The sequence below is a fragment of the Bradyrhizobium betae genome (genome assembly GCF_004123905.1).
Classification (GTDB): domain Bacteria; phylum Pseudomonadota; class Alphaproteobacteria; order Rhizobiales; family Xanthobacteraceae; genus Bradyrhizobium; species Bradyrhizobium betae_A.
Genome location: NZ_MZXW01000035.1, coordinates 133,048 through 151,538, shown reverse-complemented (window position 1 = coordinate 151,538; position 18,491 = coordinate 133,048). Strand labels below are relative to the sequence as shown.

Sequence of the window (18,491 nt, the reverse complement as noted above, 5' to 3'; positions counted from 1 at the left end):
CATAGGATTGGATTGTTCGCGGCGAAGCGGCTGCGGTCCTATTGCACGCATTTGGAACGGACACATCGAGCCGTCCGCCGATATGCCGTCGAACGAGAAAAAATCACAGGGGGCATCATGTCCGCGTTGTCACGCCGCGATTTCCTGGCACTTTCGACATCAGCCGCAGCCGTCGGCCTCGCCGCGCCGGCGCGAGCCGCGATGGGGCCGAACGACAAATACGATCTGGTGATCCGCGGGGGAGAGGTCCTCGACCCCAGCCAGTCACTGCGCGCCAGGCGCGATATCGGTATCCGCTGGGGCATGATCGAAGCCGTCCAGGAGACCATCCCGGCCGAGCGTGCGCTGAAGAGCATCGAGGCGTCCGGCAAGCTCGTGATGCCGGGCCTCATCGATCTGCATTGTCACGTCTACCCCTACGGTTCGGCGATCGGCATTCCCCCGGACGAACTGGTGCAATTCCAGGCCACGACGACCGTCGTGTCGGCGGGCGATGCCGGCGTCAACAATCTCGCCGCGTTGCGCCGCTTCATCGTGGCCCAGACGCGGGCGCGGATGTATGCCTTCGTTCACATCGCCAATAACGGCCTGTCGGCGTTCCCGGTCGCCGAGCTCTACAACATCGACATCGCGCAGACCGAAGCCTGCGCGATGGCGCTCGCCGAGAACCCGGACTTCCTCCTCGGGGTCAAGGTGCGCATGTCCGAGAACGTGATCTTCAAGCACGGGCTCGAGCCGCTCAAGCGCGGGATCCTGGCCTGCGAGATGTGCGGCTGGCCGGCGAAGATGATGGTGCATATCGGCGGCGTCGAGTCCAAGGAGCTGATGTCGCAGATTCTGGACCTGCTGCGGCCCGGCGACGTGCTGACGCATGCCTATTCAGGCGCCCCGAACATGTCCAACGTCTTCACGAATATCGTTCAGGAGGGCAGGTTGCTGCCTGCGGCTCTGGCGGCCAAGCAGCGCGGCGTATTGTTCGACGTCGGTCATGGCGGCGGCAGCTTCGATTTCACCGTGGCGGACGTCGCGATCCCCGGTGGATGCACTCCGGACACCATCTCCTCCGACATCCACGTCTTCTCCGGCAATTCGCCGGGCATGCCCTTCCTGCCCAACGTGATGAGCAAGTTCATGACGCTTGGGTTCACGCTGGAGCAGGTGGTTGCAATGGCGACGACAGCGCCGGCGAAGATCATCAATCGCGCGCCGAAAATCGGCACGCTGCAGATCGGTGCGCCCGCCGACGTCGCGATCATGGAACTGGTGGAGGGTCCGGTCAGCTTCGTCGACACGCGCAACAACAAGCGAGATGGGACGGCTCAGCTCAAGCCGATCCAGACCGTCATCAACGGTGTGCCCTTCGGCCGGCCGTACCAGGCGCCGTTCGCAGTGAGGTAGAGGGCCGACCGGCGAGCTCGAAGGCATTGCACTGGCCGGCAAGCACAGCCTGCGGCTGGCGGCTTCGCTCAAGCTGATGCGAAGGGCGCGCACCGCCCCGAATATCACTCGCGCTGCTCAGCCCTCGTAGCGTGCGGATCCTGCCCGAAGCATTCGATCAGCAACTCGGTCAGTAGACGTATCTTCCGCGACGGCTGCTGTTGCCCCGCTGGCCGCACGACGTAAACAGCCGCAGGCGTGATTGGATAGCGCGTCATGACCGGGACAAGCGCGCCTGAAGCGAGATGCTCGGTCATGAGTCCGTCTGGCAGCATAGCGACACCTATTCCCGCAAGAGCCGCGGCCGCAAGAGCTGCTCCATTGTCTGCTTTGAACCTGCCCTGCGGATTGATTGTAATGGTCTTGTTCCCATCCATCACTTGCCACGGCTCGGTTCCCTGCATGAGTGTCTCGTGATCTAGAAGCTCCTCTGGCGTTTCGGGCGATCCGTGCTTCTTGATGTACTCCGGACTTGCGACAAATCGTCCGTTAATGGGGCCTACCCGCCGTGCCAGCAAATTGGAGTCTGGAAGGCGCCCAACACGAACCGCGCAATCGAAGCCCTCTGCGATCAAGTCCACGAACCTGTCGGTGTAGCTGGCGTGGATATGCAGATCCGGGTGGCGTCGCGCCATTTCTGCGAATACTGGGGCAAAATGTAGCGGGCCGAAGGAAAGCGGAGCGGCGATGCGCAGCCGACCGCGGAGACTGCCGGTTGGCAGGATTGTCTCTTTCGCCAGATCAATCTCGGCACAGATCCTGGCTGCGTAGTCTCGGAACGTGATTCCGGCTTCCGTCAGACCAGCGCCACGCGTTGTGCGGGCCACCAATTGAACGCCGAGCTCTTCTTCCAGCCGCGTGAGACGCCTGCTGACGATAGACTTGGACACGCCAAGCCGGTGCGCGGCCGGCGTTATGCCCTCCGCTGCGGCAACCTCGACAAATGTACGCAGGTCTTCGATTTCCAAAACAATCGCCCGTTCCTGATTTCGCGACACAGTGTGCCTAGGGGCGGTTCTACCGGATCGTAAGCGATGCTGGCAACCTCCGCACGGTATCGCAGCACGGCGCGAGCACCTGTCCAATCGCTAACAGCAGAAGGTTTTCATGAAACTCCGCAATGGCCTATCTTCACTTCTTCGTCCCGAGGACTCGGTTCTCGTTCTTATCGATCATCAGGCTTTTCAGCTTACCAACGTGAACAGTCACGACCCGCAGGCCGTGGTCAACAATGTGACCGCTCTGGCGAAGCTTGCGAAGGCGTTCAATGTTCCGACGATCCTTACCAGCGTGCTCGCGGAACGCGGTGGCGTTCTCTTCAAGCAGATCACGGATGTATTCCCGGGCCAGGAGGTGATCGATCGGACCTGGGTGAACACCTGGGAGGACAAGAAGGTGGTGGACCTGGTCAAGGCCACCGGCCGCAAGCAGCTGATCATCGCAGGCCTGTGGACCGAAGTCTGCGTTGCCATGCCTGTCATTCAAGCTGCCGGCGAAGGTTGGGACGTGACCGTGATCACGGACGCGTCGGGCGGCGTTTCGACCGAGTCTCATGAGGTTGCGATCCAGCGGATGATCGCGGCCGGCGCAAATCCGATGACCTGGATGGCCCTGGCTGGCGAATGGCAGCGCGACTGGGCGCGCACCGAGCACGTCGAAGCGCTCACCGAGGTGTTGATCTCGCACCTCGGCGGCACCGGCATCGCTTATCTGTGGGAGCAGCAGCTCCTGAAAACGCCAGCGCCATCTCAGGCTTAACTCGAGCGGGGTGACGAGGTGCGTGCAGTATGCGTCGTGTAAAGAACCTATCGGTATCGGACCTCGTCACTCCGACAGAACCTGCTCTCATTTTCAAAAGCCTGCAAAGGCGTCCCTGCCGTCGCTCCGGCCGAGCGCGCTTGCGGATCGTCAAGCAGAGCGTTGCGCTGGCGACGGCGCTTGCCGCCACGCCGCTTGTTGCGCAGGCGCAGGTCGGAACAGGTCTCGGACGTGCACCGACACTGACCAACGAGCGTTACAACGAGGACTGGATTTATCTCGCAGATCCCGTTTCGCGCACGGGTCACTGGACAGAGCCGTTCAAGTACATTGCGCTCGACGATAATCGATCGACGTATCTCGTGACAGGAATGGAAGCCCGCTCTCGCTATGAGGGCTATGCCAATGTGAATTGGGGATCGGCGCCAAACGATGCTTACATCTGGCATCGCTTTATGCCTTATGCCGACCTTCACATGGGCGCGGTCCGATTTTTTGCGCAGCCCATCGTATCTTCAATCTCAGGCGTTGACCGCCCAACGCGCCCCGTCGATACGACTGGTACGGATATGCTTCAGGCGTTCGGCGAGCTCCGGATGGATGTCACGGAACGCATGTCGCTGAGCTTGTCGATGGGACGCAAGCTGGTGTCGCTGGGAGCAGGCCGCTTCATAGATACGCGTTACGGTGTCAATATTCCCCAAGCCTTTGAGGGCGCTGACGCGACACTGACGAGTCAATTCCGCCAGGTCACGGCTCTATACTATCACCCTGTCGACAACGGGCCGGGGGATTTCGACGATCGCAGCTCGCGGCAGAAAGCTGTTTGGGGTGTCTATGCGACCCAATGGCTGGACGCTAAACGCGCGATCGGCATCGATGCGTTCTATCTGGGTTTGCGCGACAACGCTGCGGTCTATGACCAGGGCACGGGCAAAGAGATCGTTCACACCTTTGGAAGCAGGGTCTTTGGAGATAAGGGATCCTGGCATTGGAATATCGAAGGCGCGCTTCAGGGGGGACATTTCGCAGGCCACCCCCGGACCGGCTGGGGAATAGGAGGCGAAGTTGGCTACCGTTTTCTGAACGTTCCCACGACGCCGGATTTCAGCTTCCTGTCTGAAGTCATCTCGGGCGATGACAACCCGCGCGATCAGCGCCTTGGGACCTTCAATCCTCTCTTTCCTCGCGGCAAATACTTTGGAGCGCTGTCTCCGATCGGGCCCCGGAATTTGATACGTGCGCGGCCGGGCGTAACGGTGGTGCCCTACACGGACGTTGCGGTGTCGCTGACGGGCGCGGCTTATTGGCGGCAGAGTGTGGCCGACGGCGTTTACGGAGTTGCGGGCAATGTCGTGCGAAGCGGCCGGGACAGCACGGCGCGCTTTATCGGCACACAGATTGAACTGACCGTCGCCTGGCAGGCAACGCCGGAACTTAATGTGACGGCATCGGTGAGCGCGTTCGAGGCGGGGACGTTCATCCGGGAAACCGGGCCGGCGCAGACCATAAGGATGCTTGGCATCATGGCGAACTACAGATTCTGACTATGAAACCATCGCCTCATCTTGGGCGGGCCTTGGACATGCCAGGTCTTGGACATGCCAGGTCTTGGACATGCCAAAAAGCGGAGGAGTTACTCGACCCGCACCCTCTGCTCACCTTCCTTGATGGCGCAGCGTTCCGGAAACGGCGACACAGCTTCGCATGTCCTCCGGCTACTCCGGTCACCGGAAGCGATATACGCCCGTATAGCAAACAACCATTCAAACAAAACTGGAATGCAAATTGATGAAGAAGCTCATGAAAACCCCGGGCGAAACCGCAAATGTCGCTTCAGCACAGGCTGACGCGGATCGTCACGGGATCGAACAGGTATTGCAGGCCTACGAGGCGGCTCTCAACACCTCGGATGCTGACAAGGTGATGACCCTATTTTCATCTGATGCTGTCTTCATGCCCCAGCATAGCCCATCGTCGATTGGCACCGACGCGATCCATGCTGCCTATAATGGCATATTTCAATCGATGACATTCGATGTTGAGCTGCGGATCGAAGAGATCGTGCAAGTCGCACCGAAATGGGCGTTTGTCCGGACGAACTCGACCGGGTTCGTGATTGCGCTCGCGACCGGAGAGCGCGACCCCGACGCCAACCACGAACTGTTCGTTTTCCAAAAGGGCGATGACGGCGAGTGGCAGATCGCTCGTTACTGCTTCTCGACGACGCTCCCGCCTCGCCGATAGGGGCGACGCATGCGGAGTGGCTGACCAAGGAGGGGTTGGCAAAGCCGGCGGCACCCCGGTGCCGCCGCTCCGCCCGCGCCCGGCGCGGCGGGGGCGGCCAGCCTGCAGCCAGGCGGGCTGATGGAAGGGCGTGAGCGTCAATTCGCGGGGTGCGACGGCCGTCATATCCGCAGGACGGAAAGCCGCGCGACGAGGAATTCGATGGCGGCGCGGACCCGTCGAGGCATCGCGCCGGCGCCTCGCTTGGGCCAGACAATCTGGAGCGGGATTGGCGGCGGCTCGTGGCCAACAAGGATTTGCTCGACGACCCCCTGATCGATGAGCCTGCGGACCTGCCAGAGCGGAGCGAGCCCGATGCCGAAGCCGGATGCGACGGCCGCGTTGCGTGCTGCGGCACTTTCCGACCGAAACCGACCGTGGACTTCGATGCGCTGCCTCTTGTCGCCAAAGGCCCAGCGGTCGTCATCGCTCGCCCGCAATACGCACGCGTGACCGGATAGGTCTTGCGGATGCTCTGGACTACCATAAGCGGCGAGATAGACCGGCGAAGCGAACACGGCCCAGCTCAGTCCACCGAGCCGTCGAATCCGCAAATTCGAGTCCGGCAAGTTGCCGATGCGAACAGCAAAATCGAGCTTCCCGGCGACGAGGTCGACACGCTCGTCGGACAGGACGAGTTCGATGTCGATTTCGGGATTCCGCGTCAGGAATTGGCTCAGGACGGGAGCCACATATTCGGGGCCGAAGAGGCTCGATGTGCCCACGCGGATGGTGCCGGCAAGTCGCCGGTCGGTGGCGAGCAGATCTTCACGCGCGGCGTCGATGGTCGTGAGCGCGAGGCGGATGCGGCCGGCAAATTCGAGGCCCGCGGGCGTTGGATGCAGGCGCCGCGTCGTTCGCGAGACGAGCTCCACGCCAAGGTCGTCCTCGAGCCGCGCAAGCGAACGGCTGACCGACTGCAGCGATCTGCCGAGACGGGTCGCCGCGGACGTCAGGCTCCCCTCGTCAATGACGGCCAGAAACACCGCATAGTCTGCAAGTGAGGCCAGCGGTCATTCTCCTGAAAAGTGAGATAATATATCCATAGCGTCGAATATTATCATCATAAGTGTGATGTGTTGTGAATGGGCTCCCGATGATTTGGAGCTTGTCATGACGAAACCGGATTCCTGTGCGGTCAATGTCCCTCTGGCGGCCCTGACGCCGCTCTACGGCGCCCCAATCGCGCTCGATGAGGCGACGCGCGTGGCCGATGCGGCGCGTGCCGAAGCGCAGCGTCATGGCTGGCCCATGGTGATCGCCATTGCCGACAGCAGCGGCCATCTCGTGCTGTTGTACCGCCTCGATCAGGCGCAGCATGGCAGCGTGGTCGTTGCGCAACAGAAAGCACAGACCGCCGTCGATTTCAGGCGGCCCACAGGGGCCTTCGAATCCGCGCTGGCGGATGGCGGCCTTCACTGGCGACTGCTGGGCATGACCAACCTGACGCCTCTGGAAGGTGGCGTTCCGATCCTGCGCGAGGGCAGGGTGGTCGGAGCAATCGGCGTCTCGGGCATGCAGTCGACCCAGGATGCGCAAGTCGCCGCGGCAGGTCTTGCGGCTTTCGGTGCCTGACGCTTCAAGGGCTATTAAGTCTCGGGGCGGATTGCGGGAGTTGGGCGGCGGCGACAGGGATCCGTACCGCGCCGGGCTTCCCCTCAGGGCCTACATGGCCTATGACGCTGCAACGCAACAATCCCCCCAAAAAGACCCCATGATCCGCCTCGACAACGTCAGCAAGCAAGCCGGCCACCAGATCCTGTTCATCGAAGCCTCGGCCGCCCTCAACAAGGGCGAGAAGATCGGTCTCGTCGGCCCGAATGGCGCCGGAAAGACCACCCTGTTCCGGATGATCGCCGGCGAGGAACTGCCCGACGAGGGGCAGGTCTCGACCGATCGCGGCATCACCATCGGCTATTTCAACCAGGACGTCGGCGAGATGTCCGGCCGCAGCGCCGTGGCCGAGGTGATGAATGGTGCCGGCCCCGTCAGCGAGGTCGCGGCCGAGTTGCGCGAGCTCGAAACCGCGATGGCCGACCCTGACAAGGCCGACCAGATGGACGAGATCATCGCGCGCTATGGCGAGGTGCAGCACGCGTTCGAAGAGCTCGACGGCTACGCGCTCGACGGCCGTGCGCGCGAAGCCCTGTCCGGCCTCGGCTTCAGCCAGGAGATGATGGACGGCGACGTCGGAAAACTCTCGGGCGGCTGGAAGATGCGCGTGGCGCTCGCCCGCATTCTCCTGATGCGTCCCGACGTCATGCTGCTCGACGAGCCGAGCAACCATCTCGATTTGGAAAGCCTGATCTGGCTCGAGAAGTTCTTGCACGATTACGAAGGCACGCTGCTGATGACCTCGCATGACCGCGAGTTCATCAACCGCGTGATCTCGAAAGTGGTCGAGATCGATTCCGGCTCGCTCACGACCTACGCCGGCAATTACGAGTTCTACGAGCAGCAGCGCGCGCTGAGCGAGAAGCAACAGCAGGCGCAATTCGAGCGCCAGCAGGCGATGCTCGCCAAGGAGATCAAGTTCATCGAGCGCTTCAAGGCACGCGCCTCGCACGCGGCCCAGGTGCAGAGCCGGGTGAAGAAGCTCGACAAGATCGAGCGGGTCGAGCCGCCGCGCCGCCGCCAGACGATTGCCTTCGACTTCCTGCCGGCACCGCGCTCGGGCGAGGACGTCGTGGCGCTCAAGGGTGTCCACAAGGGCTATGGCAGCAAGCGGATCTATGACGGGCTGGATTTCATGATCCGCCGTAGGGAGCGCTGGTGCGTGATGGGCGTCAATGGCGCCGGCAAGTCGACGCTGCTCAAGCTGATTGCGGGTGCGAGTGAGCCGGATCAGGGCACGGTCGCGGTCGGCGGCAGCGTCAAGATGGGCTATTTCGCCCAGCATGCGATGGATCTGCTCGATGGCGAACGCACCGTGTTCCAGTCGCTGGAAGATCAGTTTCCGACCGCAGGGCAGGGCTCCCTACGCGCGCTCGCCGGCTGCTTCGGCTTCTCCGGCGACGATGTCGAGAAGCGCTGCCGCGTGCTCTCGGGCGGCGAGAAGGCGCGGCTCGTGATGGCAAAGATGCTGTTCGACCCGCCGAATTTTCTGGTGCTGGACGAGCCGACCAACCATCTCGATCTCGCCACCAAGGAAATGCTGATCACGGCGCTGTCGGATTTCGAGGGCACCATGCTGTTCGTCTCGCATGACCGCCATTTCCTGGCGACGCTGTCGAACCGCGTGCTGGAGCTGACGCCGGAGGGCATCCACCAGTTCGGCGGCGGTTACACGGAGTATGTCGCGCGGACCGGGCAGGAAGCGCCGGGGTTGCGGAGCTAGCGCTGGGCCTGCGGACCCCGCAACGACTCAGCTCTCGTAGGATGGGCAAAGGCGCACTTGCGCCGTGCCCACCATCTCGTTCTGATCTGCGGCAGATCGTGGGCACGCCGCGCTTTGCCCACCCTACGAGATCCGGCCGCGTAGCCCGGATTTCGCGTGATCTCTCTACCGCAGGATCTCGTGCAGCACCTCACCATCGACCCCGTGCGGCCTGACGCCCAGGATCTGCATGATGGTCGGGGCCACGTCGAGATTGCGCATGCGGCGGATCGTGGTGTTGTCGCGGATTCGCGGGCCGGCGGCGATGAAGGTTGCGCTCATCACCGGCAGTTTTGGATCGTGGCCGTGGGCCCCGTAGAAATTGGGCATCGACAACGTCGTCGTCGCCGCGCTGAACGCGGCATCGCCGAGCCGGGCGACGCCGGGGCTCTGGATGCCGTCGAAATTGTAGCCCGGAGCCATCAGCGCGAACACATCGCCAAAATCCTGGCCGATGGTCTTGCTGGTGCACTGACCGATGCCGGCCTCGCACTGGAGCGGACGGGTCTCGACCACGGTGAAGAGTTTCCCGCCCTCGAGTGAGCCGTTGAACTTCGGGTTGGGATCGGCCGCATTTTTCACGGCATCGGTGATCTGCGCGACCAGCGCTGCGTAGGTGGCGGGATCGACAGTGCCGCCGGATTCGCGCTGCTGCAGGTTGACGTAGATGTTGACGGCGGGACCCGAGGTGCGGATCGCCAGTTTGGTGGTGTCGATGCCGGCATTCTTCAGAATGTTGGTCATGCTGACCGAGGTGTGGAACGGCGCAAAACCGTGGTCGGACACCACGATGACATTGCTGTCCTCGCCCGCCGCCTCAGTGATCCGCTTCACGGCCTTGTCCGCCGTCTGATAGGCGAAGCGGATATAGGATGCGTAGCGCGCGACCTTGGCGGGGTCCTGGTTGGCGCCGGTCGAGTTGGGGTCCTTCGGATTGGTGCCTTGGCGCGGATCGGTGAGCAGGAACTGGTGCTCGGAGCCGTCGGGCTGTTCGATATAGACCATCACGAGGTCGGCGTCGGGATGGTTCTTGATCGCGCGCTCGCCGATATCGGCCTGATAGCGCACGAAGGTCTTGACCATGTCCTCGAACATCGCCTCGATCTCGACGTCGGGGAAGTTGGTGAAGCCCGGGCTCAGCCGCTCCGGAATGCGGAAATCAGCCTGCGGACGCCAGAACCCGATGCTATTGTTGATGTCGTCGACATCGGCCAGCACCGGTGCATTGCGCGGAATGAAGTTGGCCCCGTAACGGGCGAAGCGCACCACCGAGAGATCAGGCGCGAGCTGCGAGACGAAGTACGCAGTGCCAACCTTCGCCCCGCTGCCGTCGAAGAAGAACGGCGCGTTCTCGCCGCCGAATTTGGCATAGGCCGGTCCCGTCGCCGGCGGCGCGAACGGTCCCGCCGTGATGCCGCGCGTGGCATCGAAGAAGACCAGGGTGTCGTAGTTCACCTTGTTGTCATTGGTGGTGTCGAGCGCCGCAACGCGGATCGCATATTTGAGGTCCTGCGTTGCCCCGCTGGTGCAGGTTGCGGTCGAAGCCGATGCGCATGAGAACGTCTCGATCGGCGTGGACGTCGCCAGCACCGGGCTGAACGAGAAGCGGCCGGCTGCCTGGAGCGCCGCGGCCACCGCCGGATCGGCGGTAAAGTCAGTCTGGGTGAGCGAAAAACCCTGGGCACTGAGCCCGCCGAATGCGCCGAACGGCACGGTGAAGTCGGTGGTGCGGATCGGCTGGGCCGGTTGCACCACGGCGCCGTTGATCGAGATGTCGGCGCCGTCGCCGCCGGGCCACGTTGCGGTGACCACCTTCTTGCCCTGCTGTCGCAGCTGCACCCACAGCGGCGACGCGGTCGGGTGCGGCGAAGGCCCGAGCGGGCTCTCGCGATAGCCGCCGATGGGAGCCGCAAAGCCGCTGAGGCTCGATGTGCTCGCTCCGACGATCGCCTGGAAGGTGTTGGAGGGGATGTCGTTGTGGACAGCGGTCGAGCCGGTGGCGATCTCGATATGCGAGACCGCGGTGAGCGACGGTGATGCCGTGATGTTCTGCACCGCCACCGCGCCGCGGCGGCTCAGCCGCGCCAGGCCGCCGTCGCGCGGCAGCACGCCCTCATTGATAAACTGCTGGATGAAATCGGGCTTGGCACCGTCGAGCGAGATGAGGACCACCGGCGGCGATCGGCGTCCGTGATGATGACCCCGATCACGGTCGCGATCCCCAAAATTGTCGGAACCGCGATCGCGGCCGTTGTCATCCTGATCGGCGTGAACAGGCACAGCCGTGCCGGCCAGCGTTGCTGCGAGCGATATCGAAGATATCAGGAAGATAAGTTTTTTCACGAGACCGCCCCATGCTTTTTTGTTGCGCAATCTGTGCGCGTGTATCTCAAGATGACACGGAGATTATCGAGTGTGTCCGACGACGCGCGTGTGACGCTTCGGCGACGCATATGCGTCGCTGCGTGAAGCTGTCGCGAGAGTCCAACTGATATCTGCGTCGCGCCGGCGATGGGAACTCGCCCGTGCAGGCAAGCGGTGATGCGTCTTGAACGCTGTGAACTGGTTCGCTACGCTTGCGAAAATTGGGGAGTGAACGTGTGAAGCAGCTCAGGATCGGCGACATCACCATCGATGCGGTGATCGAGCGGGAGGGGCCGTGGCGGCGGCCGCAGGATTTTTTTCCGGCTTACGACGACAGCGTGTTCAAGCGGCACCTGCCGACCATGGAGCCGGAGGTGTTCGACGCCACGCGCGGCATGATGGTGATCACCTACCAGACCTTCGTGGTGCGCACGCCGCGCTACACCATTTTGGTCGACACCTGCACCGGCGAGGACAAGGGGCACCCGCCGCCGTTCGATTTCCCGGGCAAGGAGCGCTGGCGCAACGAGCTGTTCGCGCTCGGCATCGGCTTCGAGCAGATCGACTACGTCTTCTGCACCCATCTGCACATCGACCACACCGGCTGGAACACGACCTTGCGCGACGGCCGCTGGGTGCCGACGTTCCCGAACGCGAAATACGTGTTTCACAAGGGCGAGTATGCGGCCTGGGAGGCCGAGAACGCGAAGGGCAACAATCCGCCCGGCACGGTGTTTCGCGACAATTGCCTGCCGATCGTCGAGGCCGGGCAGGCGCTGCTCGTGGATGATGATTACGCGCTCGACGACACCGTGACGCTGACGCCGACTCCAGGGCATTCGCCCTGCCATTGCTGCGTCAACATCTTCTCGAAAGGGCAGCGCGCAGTGGTCGCGGGCGACCTCATGCATCACCAGATCCAGTGCCGCGAGCCCGAGTGGTCGTCGAAGCCTGATTGGGATGCGAAACAGTCGGCAGTGTCGCGGCGAAAAGTTTTTGCTTCCGTCGCCGACACCGACACGCTGATCCTGCCGATTCACTTTCCGGCGCCGACGGTCGGGCTGATCAAGCCGCTGGATGGGGCGTTTGATTATCGGTTCAAGCGGGAGTGAAGTGTTTCCTCATCGTCATGGCCGGGACAAGCCCGGCCATGACGAAATCGTGGAGCGTCTGTGAGAGCGCTACCGCGCGCGCACGGTTCGGATAGTCTAGTAAGTGTAGAACATCCGCTGGATTTCCTTGGTGTCGGTCGTCTTGGTCAGCGCCAGCATCAGCAAGATGCGCGCCTTCTGCGGATTGAGCGTATCCGAGACGACGAAGTCGTGTTCGTCGTCCTTGGCCTCGCCGTTGCGCGCGACGATGCCGTTGCCGACGCGGCTGCTGCGAACGATCACGACACCCTTCTTGCGGGCCTCGTCGAGAGCCGGCTCGACCGCGGGCCGGGCGAGGCTGCCGTCGCCGACGCCGGCATGCACGATCCCCTTGGCTCCGGCGCCGACAAAAGCGTCGATCGCGACCCGGTTCATGTTGGCATAGCCGTAGACGATGTCGACTTGCGGCAGGACATCGAGGCTGGAGACGTCAAATTCGGAATCGGCCGTGTGCCGGCGCGTCGATTGACGATAGAAGTACGGTTTGTTGCCCTGCATGTAGCCGAGAAAGCCGAGTTCCGGCGTGCGGAAGGTGTCCGCCGTCGAGGTGTTGTTCTTGGTCACATCGCGCGCCGCGTTGATCTGATCATTGAGGGCAACGAGCACGCCCTTGCCGACGGCTTCTTCACTGCCTGCGAGGATCACCGCATTGAAGAGGTTGATCGGCCCATCCGCACTGATCGCCGTCGACGGCCGCATCGCGCCGACGATGACGACGGGTTTCTTGCTCTTGACGACGAGGTCCAGGAAATAGCTGGTCTCCTCGATCGTATCAGTGCCGTGCGTGATCACGATGCCATCGACGTCGTCCTGCGCGAGGAGCGTGTTGACGCGCTTGGCGAGCTTGAGCCAGTAGTCATTGTTCATGTTCTCGCTGGCGATCTGGAAGACCTGCTCGCCCTTGACGTTCGCCACCGTTTTCAGTTCGGGGACGGCGTTCAGGAGGGTCTCGATGCCCACCGTGGCTGCGGTGTAACCGACCACCGTGGTGCTGCTCGCGCCGCTGCCGGCGATCGTGCCACCGGTGGCCAGCACCATGACGTTGGGCAGACCGGCGCCCCTTGCGTTCGCGACGTCAAGACTGATGAGCAACGCGAAGAGCAAGCTCATTGTCGCCAGTATGTGATCGCGCACTCGAAACTGCCACATCTCGATATCCCTTTGCTAGAAAGCCTCGCCGATGCGCCCCGGTTCGCTCAGCACTGCATGATCCGTCAGCCGAGGCCTCCTGTCCAGCGTGGCGATGCGTTCGGATGATCTGATCTGGACGCCGGGCAGACGGAAGCACGCACGCGAATGGCCGGCACATCTGCGCGAAGACGCGCTTCGCGCTTTTGCCCGGCCATGTGGCAGTTCGTTTGGCGATTGCTCGCTAAAGAAGCGGCGAATTCGCAGCGCCTTACGCGCCGACTTCGCACTTCTTCATAAAACTGTTCTTGGCGGCGCCGGCGAGCGGCTTGCCGTCGGCGCTGACGGCCTTGGGCGCGCAGGCATCGGCCTTGCACTTCTTCATGAACGAGGTCTTGGCGGCGCCGGCAAGCGCCTTGCCGTCCTTGCCGACCGCCTTGCTCTCGCATGTGTCGTCCGCCAAGGCCGAGCCCGCTGCAAAGGTGGCAACGATCGCAGCCAGGAAAATCCGTTTCATCATGGGTGTCTCCCTAAACCAAAAGATAGCGCGCGAATTGGAGACTGGAATCGTGGCGCAATCAAGCAGGATCGGGACACCTCGTCGATTTTGCGATCGGCGCGGTCTCAAGAATGATCACCGATGCTTCTGAGGAGCATCGCGACCTGAACCGCGATCAGGCGCCCCATGTCCTTGCCGTTCCTTGCCGTTTCGCGCAGCCCCCGCATGCCGAAGACCAGACATCGCGCCAGTACCTCGGGCGTGTCCGCAATCCCCGCCGACCGCACCTGGTCACGGATGAGGTCGGTGACCAGCGCCTGAAAATTGTCGTAGACCTTCCGGACCGCGGGGAAACGCAGGTCGAACAGGTCTGCCGAATCGGGATGCGCCTCGATCAGGTCGAACCCATGGCACCCCCAGGATTTGCAGGCGTGGAGCAGCCTGGCGTGAAGTCCGTCCAGTCCGGCAAGGGCCGCCTTGATCTCGCGATGTTTTTGCTCGTCCATTCTCCGGATCGCCGCGGCGAACACGGCATCCTTGTCGGGGAAGAGCAGATAGAGCGCGGGCCTGGAGATTCCGGCCCGCGCGGCGATGTCGCCCATGGTGGTGCGGGCATAGCCGTAGCGCGAGAAGACCTCCGTCGCAGCCGCGGCGGCAAGCTCCTCCTTTGAAGCACGGGGATGAGGCACGGCCTTCACTCCATCTGGACGTCTTGCAAGACGTCATGCCGTCATCATTGACAAAATATCGAAAAATGTCAATGTGTAAGAGTGACGATGCCGTGAGGGACTGCAGATGAATGATGAAGCCCGCCTGAGAACCTGGAACATCTACCAAGCGGCCTGGGGCCCCGTTGACGAGGATGAGCGCCGTCGCCTGCTTGCGCAAAGCGTGACCGCAAATTTCGCCTACACCGATCCCGGTTCGCAGATTGAGGGGCGGGACGCTCTGATGACCCGCATTGGTCAGACCCAGCTCAAGTTTCCCGGTGCCTCTTTCAGGAACGACAGCTTCCTCGAGCACCACGAGCAGGGCCTGTTCCGCTGGACGATGTACGACGGCGCCGGCCGCGTGTTCGTCAAGGGCGAGAGCTTCGGCCGTTTCGGCGAAGACGGGCGGCTGATTCAGGCGACCGGCTTCTTCGAGGTGCCGGCCGGCAGGGGCTGATCGCTGGCGGGTGCGGAAGGGCGAACGCCTCAGCGCACAAGCCCTTGCATCAGATGCCGCGCGTGAGCAATGCCTTGAAGTCGGCCCGCGCACGCTGCGCTTCCGCCCGCGCGACCTCGGAAGTATCGCCAAGGCCGAAATAACCATGGATCAGGCCGGCGCCCTCGTGGTGCTTGACCCGCACGCCGGCGGCCTCCAGCGCCCGCGCATAGGCCGCGCCCTCGTCGCGCAGGGGATCGAACCAGGCGGTGGTCACGATCGCCGGCGCGAGGCCGGCCAGCGATGCGGCGCGCAGCGGCGAGACGCGCCAGTCGGCGGCCTGGCCGGGGTCGGTGAGATAATGGCCGCAAAACCATTCCATCGTGGCACGCGTGAGGAAGTAGCCATCGGCGTTCTCGGTGCGCGACGGAAAGCGTGCGTTCTCGCGCGCGTCCGCATAGAGGCCGACGACGTCGGTGACGGGATAGACCAGCAGTTGCGCGGCGAGTCTGATGCCGGCTTCGCGGCAGGCAATTGCGGTGGCGGCTGCGAGATTGCCGCCGGCGCTGTCGCCGGCAACGCCAAGGCGCCTCGCGTCGCCGCCAAATTCCGCGACCCGGTTGAACACATCGCGTGCGGCGGCAAAGGCGTCATCGAAGGCGCCGGGAAAACGCGTTTCCGGCGGACGCCGATAGTCGACGGAGACCACGACGGCGCCGGTCTCGATCGCGAGATTGCGTGCCTGCCGGTCATGGGTCTCGAGATCGCCCGCGACCCAGCCGCCGCCATGGAAGAACACCACGGTCGGCGCGCGATTGCTGCCGATGCGATAGACGCGGGCATCGAGCGGGCTGGCGCCGCCTTCGACCTTGATGTTCTGCACGGTGTCGACCGGCGGCGGCGGCACGGCCGCGCGCGAGTCAGCCAGTGCACGCAAGGAATCGCGGGCGCTCTGTGGCGTCATCGTCGCGGGATCGCGCAGCGGCAGCAGCGGAATGATCTGGGCGATGACGGGATCGAGCGGTGCGGGCATGGCTTACGTCCTCGCTGGGTTCTTGGTCTTGCTTGCGGGTTAGCATAGATTTGGCTGACAGCATCGGCAACCGGTTACGCGTTACAATTGCAATGCCGTGGGATGAACGGGCAGGGAGGCCAAACAGGTGGAATTCGAAACGCTGGTCCAGTCGCGCCGCAGCGTGCGCGGTTTCAAGAACGAGCAGGTATCCCGCGCGGTGATCGAGGCGATCATCGACAGCGCCAAGCGTGCGCCGTCGTCGATGAACACGCAGCCCTGGCATGTCCATGTGCTCACAGGCGGTCCGCTGGAAGAGGTGCGCCGCCGCAACATGGAGGAGATGGTCGGCGGCGCCAAGGTCAAGCGCGACATCATCAGCCATGGCGAGTATCAGGGCGTTCACCGCACCCGGCAGGTCGACATCGCCAAGCAATTGTTCAGCGCGATGGGGATCGCGCGCGACGACAAGCCGATGCGCCAGGACTGGGTGCTGCGCGGCTTCCGCCAGTTCGACGCGCCGGTCTCGCTGGTCTTGACCTATGACCGCGTGCTCGATCCCGGCGCGGTCTGCCATTTCGATCTCGGCGCGCTCTGCTACGGCATCGTGCTCGCCGCGTGGGACCGCGGCCTCGGCTCCGTCATCAACGGGCAGGGCATCATGCGATCGGACATCGTGCGCGAGGTCGCCAACATTCCGGAGGACGAGGTCATCATGACCTGCGTCGCGATGGGCTATCCCGACGACAACTTTGCCGCGAACGCGGTTCGCTCCGAACGCGAGGGCAATGACGATTTCGTGCGCTATGTCGGCTTTGCCGACTGATGCGCCGACTCGCGCGGAGGAGATTATTCTCTCGCGGAAATTTTTGGTGTGGACTCGTTGCTGCCTCTTGCAATCTCGATCGTGCGGGAGGAACAATATGCGGACTGAAAGGTTTGTTGCTGGCGCGAGGGAATTGACATGCGGCGGCTGGCTAGCCTGGTTCGACGGTTGTTCGGTCCGCGACCGCGGCACACGATCGATCATGATCCAAGTCTTCCCTTCACACCCGAAGAGCTCTCGAGGCTTATCCGCAGTGGCAGACGCGAGGACATGAAGCTGCTTGCGGAAGGATTGGCCTGTCGCTCCATTCCGCGTCCCGCCAGATATCGCGCGACGCATTAGGTCGGGTTGAAGAGGCGTTTGCCGCGCTCACCGCGTGAGCGCTACCTGCTTGAATGACCGCACCAGCGCCTTCTCCAGCCTCCCGCTCATTCCGCAGAGAATGTTGTAAGCGTCGTTGCGCGGCATCGTCGGCTTGTAGTGCCGGTGCTCGATCAGCGCCGCAAAAATGTCCGAGATGGTGAGAATGCGCACGATGTCGCCGATGCTTTCGGCGCAGAGTCCATCCGGATAGCCGCTGCCGTCGAGAAATTCGTGGTGATGGCGCACGGCGTCGAGAATCTCGGGTGAGATCTTGTCGTGGCCCTTCAGGAAGGCAAAGCCAGCGGCCGGATGGGTTTCGATCATGGCGCGCTCCTCGGCGTCGAGGCGGCCGGGCTTGTCGAGGATGGCGAGCGGGATCTGGGCCTTGCCGATGTCGTGGAACATCGCCGCCGTATATAGGCGCTCCAGATCGGCTCTGCCGACGCCGAGGCTCAAGCCGAAGTCGATGGCGACGCCGGTGACCAGCAGACAATGCTGATAGGTTCCCTCGTGGTGGCGCCGCACTGTCATGAGCCATTCCGACAGGCCATGCTGGGTGATGCGGTCGGCGATCTGGCGGCCGGCGTCCCTGGTGCCGTCGACATCGAGCGGCTGGCCGAGGGTGACGGACATGAACATCGATGCGATCGCGGTCGCCGCGGTCTCGACGGCATTGTCCGGCTGCTTCGCACCGCCCGACGGAGCGGTCGCGCCGTCGGGCGGATCGGTCAGTGCCGCCAGCAATTTGATCCGGTTGACCGTGCCGGGAAGGACGAGTGTTGCCCCGAGCGCATAGGCCTGCGAAATGCCGACGTGAGAGGTGTGCTCGAGCAGGAAGATGCGCTTCCTGGCCTTCGCGAGCTTGCCGGCGCGCTTCTTGATGGCCGCGATGTTGTCGATGTCGCGCAACTCGGCGCGGACGACGATGGCGGACGGCACCTGCGTCAGCCTGGAGTCGGCGTCGAGCCGTTCGCCCGCAACGGTGAACTTCTCCTCGAGGATCGAGCGAACGCTCGACAATTTGTCGGAGGTGTCGGCCAGCACCTGCACGAGCGGGCGGGCTGCTTCCGTTGCCCGGATGCCGCCGACGCGATCGACGGGGTTTTGTATGGTTCGCGCCTTCTGCACGGTCTGACCTGGACGTT

The 18,491-nt window shown here is 63.2% G+C and carries 17 protein-coding genes; 9 read left to right on the top strand and 8 right to left on the bottom strand.

What is annotated here, in order from left to right; translation table 11 throughout:
* Positions 1 to 117 precede the first annotated feature (117 nt).
* Positions 118 to 1,398 (top strand): amidohydrolase family protein, encoded by a 1,281-nt coding sequence (locus B5V03_RS25800; protein ID WP_129273186.1) that lies wholly within the window; start codon positions 118 to 120, stop codon positions 1,396 to 1,398.
* A 104-nt stretch (positions 1,399 to 1,502) separates the two neighbouring features.
* Here B5V03_RS25800 and B5V03_RS25795 read toward each other — a convergent pair whose 3' ends face one another.
* Entirely contained in the window at positions 1,503 to 2,405 is a 903-nt protein-coding gene (locus B5V03_RS25795; RefSeq protein WP_129273185.1) for a LysR family transcriptional regulator, read from the bottom strand.
* A 139-nt stretch (positions 2,406 to 2,544) separates the two neighbouring features.
* Between B5V03_RS25795 and B5V03_RS25790 the strand changes: the two genes are divergently transcribed.
* The 3 genes from B5V03_RS25790 (at position 2,545) to B5V03_RS25780 (ending at position 5,442) form a co-directional block, all read left to right on the top strand.
* Positions 2,545 to 3,195 (top strand): hydrolase, encoded by a 651-nt coding sequence (locus tag B5V03_RS25790; RefSeq protein ID WP_129273184.1) that lies wholly within the window; start codon positions 2,545 to 2,547, stop codon positions 3,193 to 3,195.
* A 140-nt stretch (positions 3,196 to 3,335) separates the two neighbouring features.
* On the top strand, positions 3,336 to 4,742 hold the full coding sequence (locus tag B5V03_RS25785; protein ID WP_164988281.1) for an alginate export family protein: 1,407 nt from the start codon (positions 3,336 to 3,338) through the stop codon (positions 4,740 to 4,742).
* Between the two features lie 244 nt (positions 4,743 to 4,986).
* Positions 4,987 to 5,442, top strand: a complete 456-nt coding sequence (locus tag B5V03_RS25780; RefSeq protein ID WP_129273182.1) for a YybH family protein — start codon at positions 4,987 to 4,989, stop codon at positions 5,440 to 5,442.
* A gap of 161 nt (positions 5,443 to 5,603) precedes the next feature.
* Here the strand turns inward: B5V03_RS25780 and B5V03_RS25775 are convergent, their stop codons facing one another.
* Entirely contained in the window at positions 5,604 to 6,467 is an 864-nt protein-coding gene (locus B5V03_RS25775) for a LysR family transcriptional regulator (RefSeq protein WP_245502343.1), read from the bottom strand.
* A 127-nt stretch (positions 6,468 to 6,594) separates the two neighbouring features.
* Between B5V03_RS25775 and B5V03_RS25770 the strand changes: the two genes are divergently transcribed.
* Positions 6,595 to 7,056, top strand: a complete 462-nt coding sequence (locus B5V03_RS25770; protein ID WP_129273180.1) for a GlcG/HbpS family heme-binding protein — start codon at positions 6,595 to 6,597, stop codon at positions 7,054 to 7,056.
* 139 nt (positions 7,057 to 7,195) lie between these two features.
* A complete protein-coding gene (locus B5V03_RS25765; protein WP_129273179.1) occupies positions 7,196 to 8,818 on the top strand; it encodes an ABC-F family ATP-binding cassette domain-containing protein in 1,623 nt (540 codons plus the stop codon).
* 165 nt (positions 8,819 to 8,983) lie between these two features.
* Here the strand turns inward: B5V03_RS25765 and B5V03_RS25755 are convergent, their stop codons facing one another.
* The gene (locus B5V03_RS25755; protein ID WP_129273178.1) at positions 8,984 to 11,200 is read right to left on the bottom strand and encodes an alkaline phosphatase family protein; all 2,217 of its coding nucleotides are present in this window, start codon (positions 11,198 to 11,200) and stop codon (positions 8,984 to 8,986) included.
* Between the two features lie 257 nt (positions 11,201 to 11,457).
* On the opposite strand from B5V03_RS25755, the gene B5V03_RS25750 reads away from it, so the two are divergent.
* The gene (locus B5V03_RS25750) at positions 11,458 to 12,333 is read left to right on the top strand and encodes an MBL fold metallo-hydrolase (RefSeq protein WP_129273177.1); all 876 of its coding nucleotides are present in this window, start codon (positions 11,458 to 11,460) and stop codon (positions 12,331 to 12,333) included.
* A gap of 96 nt (positions 12,334 to 12,429) precedes the next feature.
* Here the strand turns inward: B5V03_RS25750 and B5V03_RS25745 are convergent, their stop codons facing one another.
* The 3 genes from B5V03_RS25745 to B5V03_RS25735 form a co-directional block, all read right to left on the bottom strand.
* Positions 12,430 to 13,521, bottom strand: coding sequence for a type II asparaginase (locus B5V03_RS25745; protein WP_129273176.1), 1,092 nt, complete (start codon positions 13,519 to 13,521; stop codon positions 12,430 to 12,432).
* Positions 13,522 to 13,771: 250 nt separating this feature from the next.
* Positions 13,772 to 14,020, bottom strand: coding sequence for a hypothetical protein (locus B5V03_RS25740; protein ID WP_129273175.1), 249 nt, complete (start codon positions 14,018 to 14,020; stop codon positions 13,772 to 13,774).
* 104 nt (positions 14,021 to 14,124) lie between these two features.
* Positions 14,125 to 14,688, bottom strand: coding sequence for a TetR/AcrR family transcriptional regulator (locus B5V03_RS25735; RefSeq protein WP_129273174.1), 564 nt, complete (start codon positions 14,686 to 14,688; stop codon positions 14,125 to 14,127).
* 106 nt (positions 14,689 to 14,794) lie between these two features.
* Between B5V03_RS25735 and B5V03_RS25730 the strand changes: the two genes are divergently transcribed.
* Positions 14,795 to 15,166 (top strand): nuclear transport factor 2 family protein, encoded by a 372-nt coding sequence (locus tag B5V03_RS25730; protein ID WP_129273173.1) that lies wholly within the window; start codon positions 14,795 to 14,797, stop codon positions 15,164 to 15,166.
* Between the two features lie 49 nt (positions 15,167 to 15,215).
* On the opposite strand, the gene B5V03_RS25725 is transcribed toward B5V03_RS25730, so the two are convergent.
* On the bottom strand, positions 15,216 to 16,178 hold the full coding sequence (locus tag B5V03_RS25725; RefSeq protein WP_129273172.1) for an alpha/beta hydrolase: 963 nt from the start codon (positions 16,176 to 16,178) through the stop codon (positions 15,216 to 15,218).
* A 127-nt stretch (positions 16,179 to 16,305) separates the two neighbouring features.
* Between B5V03_RS25725 and B5V03_RS25720 the strand changes: the two genes are divergently transcribed.
* On the top strand, positions 16,306 to 16,983 hold the full coding sequence (locus tag B5V03_RS25720) for a nitroreductase (protein WP_129273171.1): 678 nt from the start codon (positions 16,306 to 16,308) through the stop codon (positions 16,981 to 16,983).
* Between the two features lie 369 nt (positions 16,984 to 17,352).
* Here B5V03_RS25720 and B5V03_RS25710 read toward each other — a convergent pair whose 3' ends face one another.
* Complete coding sequence (locus tag B5V03_RS25710) at positions 17,353 to 18,474, bottom strand: HD-GYP domain-containing protein (RefSeq protein WP_129273169.1); 1,122 nt, start codon at positions 18,472 to 18,474, stop codon at positions 17,353 to 17,355.
* Positions 18,475 to 18,491 lie beyond the last annotated feature (17 nt).